Raw genomic sequence first — 2,914 nt, 5'->3', positions numbered from 1 at the left:
GGTGGTGCGCTGTTGGGTGTCTGAGGGTGCGACCGCGCGCGTGTGTGTGTGGTGGTGTTCCTTGGTGCCGGTCTTGCTGTGCATGGCTCTGTGTGGGTGGTGTGTGGTGGGTGGCTGGTCGTTGTTTGAGAACTGGACAGTGGACGCGAGCATCTGTGGCCAAGTATGTAAGGGCGCATGGTGGATGCCTTGGTACCAGGAACCGATGAAGGACGTGGGAGGCCGCGATAGTCCCCGGGGAGTTGTCAACCGAGCGTTGATCCGGGGGTGTCCGAATGGGGGAACCCGGCAGTCGTTGTGGGCTGTCACCCGCTGCTGAATGTATAGGTGGCGTGGAGGGAACGCGGGGAAGTGAAACATCTCAGTACCCGTAGGAAGAGAAGACAATTGTGATTCCGGGAGTAGTGGTGAGCGAAACCGGAGGAGGCTAAACCGTGCATGTGTGAGACCCGGCAGGGGTTGCGTGTGCGGGGTTGTGGGAGCTTTTGTAGTCATTCTGCCGGATGGCTGGTGAGTGAGAAATCATTGCGGTAGGCGAAGGGTATGCGAAAGGCCCGGCGTAGAGGGTAAGACCCCCGTAGCTGAAATCGTGGTGACTCATCTTTTAGTGTCCCGAGTAGCATGGGGCTCGAGGAATCCTGTGTGAATCTGGCGGGACCGCCCGTCAAGCCTAAATATTCCCTGGTGACCGATAGCGGAGAGTACCGTGAGGGAATGGTGAAAAGTACCGCGGGAGCGGAGTGAAAGAGTACCTGAAACCGTGTGCCTACAAGCCGTGGGAGCTGCTGCAGTCTTTGTGGTTGTGGTGGTGACTGCGTGCCTTTTGAAGAATGAGCCTGCGAGTTTGCGGCATGTTGCGAGGTTAACCCGTGTGGGGGAGCCGTAGCGAAAGCGAGTCTGAAGAGGGCGTTGAGTAGCGTGTTCAAGACCCGAAGCGGAGTGATCTAGCCATGGGCAGGGTGAAGCGCGGGTAAGACCGTGTGGAGGCCCGAACCCACCAGGGTTGAAAACCTGGGGGATGACCTGTGGTTAGGGGTGAAAGGCCAATCAAACTTCGTGATAGCTGGTTCTCCCCGAAATGCATTTAGGTGCAGCGTTGTGTGTTTCTTGCCGGAGGTAGAGCACTGGGTAGGCGATGGGCCTTACCGGGTTACTGACCTTAGCCAAACTCCGAATGCCGGTAAGTGAGAGCGCGGCAGTGAGACTGTGGGGGATAAGCTCCATGGTCGAGAGGGAAACAGCCCAGAGCATCGACTAAGGCCCCTAAGCGTGTGCTAAGTGGGAAAGGATGTGGAGTCGCAGAGACAACCAGGAGGTTGGCTTAGAAGCAGCCATCCTTGAAAGAGTGCGTAATAGCTCACTGGTCAAGTGATTCTGCGCCGATAATGTAGCGGGGCTCAAGTACACCGCCGAAGTCGTGTCATTCCAATGAGACCTAACGGTTGTTGGGGTGGGTAGGGGAGCGTCGTGTGCCGGGTGAAGCAGCCGTGTAAGCGAGTTGTGGATGGTTCACGAGTGAGAATGCAGGCATGAGTAGCGATACATACGTGGGAAACGTGTGCGCCGATTGACTAAGGGTTCCTGGGTCAAGTTGATCTGCCCAGGGTAAGTCGGGGCCTAAGGCGAGGCCGACAGGCGTAGTCGATGGATAACCGGTTGATATTCCGGTACCCGCTGTGCAGCGTTCAACATCGAATCAGGTGATGCTAAGTCCGTGAAGCCTCGTTCCAGTCTTTGGCTGGGGTGGTGGTGGAGCCGACGGTCCGAGCTTGTAGTAGGTGAGTGATGGGGTGACGCAGGAAGGTAGTCCATCCCGGGCGGTGGTTGTCCCGGGGTAAGGGTGTGGCCCGGAAGGCAGGTAAATCCGTCTTCTTTGTGGGTGAGGCCTGATGCCGAGCCGTTTGTGGTGAAGTGGATGATCCTATGCTGTCGAGAAAAGCCTCTAGCGAGTTGTGTGGCGGCCCGTACCCTAAACCGACTCAGGTGGTCAGGTAGAGTATACCGAGGCGTTCGGGTGAACTATGGTTAAGGAACTCGGCAAAATGCCCCCGTAACTTCGGGAGAAGGGGGGCCGTGTCTGGTGATCAGGTTTTTGCCCTGTGAGCTGGGTGTGGCCGCAGAGACCAGCGAGAAGCGACTGTTTACTAAAAACACAGGTCCGTGCGAAGCTGTAAGGCGATGTATACGGACTGACGCCTGCCCGGTGCTGGAACGTTAAGGGGACCGGTTAGCCCTTTTTTGGGTGAGGCTGAGAACTTAAGCGCCAGTAAACGGCGGTGGTAACTATAACCATCCTAAGGTAGCGAAATTCCTTGTCGGGTAAGTTCCGACCTGCACGAATGGCGTAACGACTTCTCGGCTGTCTCAACCATAGGCCCGGTGAAATTGCACTACGAGTAAAGATGCTCGTTTCGCGCAGCAGGACGGAAAGACCCCGGGACCTTTACTATAGCTTGATATTGGTGTTTGGTTCGGTTTGTGTAGGATAGGTGGGAGACTGTGAAGCTCGGGCGCTAGCTTGGGTGGAGTCGTTGTTGAAATACCACTCTGGTCGTGCTGGATGTCTAACCTGGGTCCGTGATCCGGATCGGGGACAGTGTCTGGTGGGTAGTTTAACTGGGGCGGTTGCCTCCTAAAGGGTAACGGAGGCGCCCAAAGGTTCCCTCAGCCTGGTTGGTCATCAGGTGGTGAGTGTAAGTGCACAAGGGAGCTTGACTGTGAGACTGACGGGTCGAGCAGGGACGAAAGTCGGGACTAGTGATCCGGCGGTGGCTTGTGGATGCGCCGTCGCTCAACGGATAAAAGGTACCCCGGGGATAACAGGCTGATCTTCCCCAAGAGTCCATATCGACGGGATGGTTTGGCACCTCGATGTCGGCTCGTCGCATCCTGGGGCTGGAGTCGGTCCCAAGGG

1 rRNA gene is annotated in these 2,914 nt (G+C 56.9%); it reads left to right on the top strand.

Annotated elements, in window-relative coordinates:
* Positions 1-157: 157 nt before the first annotated feature.
* Positions 158-2,914, top strand: a 23S ribosomal RNA gene (locus tag UWG_RS0129135); the annotation flags it as partial.

The sequence above is a fragment of the Streptomyces xiaopingdaonensis genome (genome assembly GCF_000262345.1).
GTDB classification, from domain to species: domain Bacteria; phylum Actinomycetota; class Actinomycetes; order Streptomycetales; family Streptomycetaceae; genus Streptomyces; species Streptomyces xiaopingdaonensis.
The sequence above is the reverse complement of the archived record's forward strand: the minus strand, read 5'-3'. Positions and strand labels throughout refer to the sequence as shown.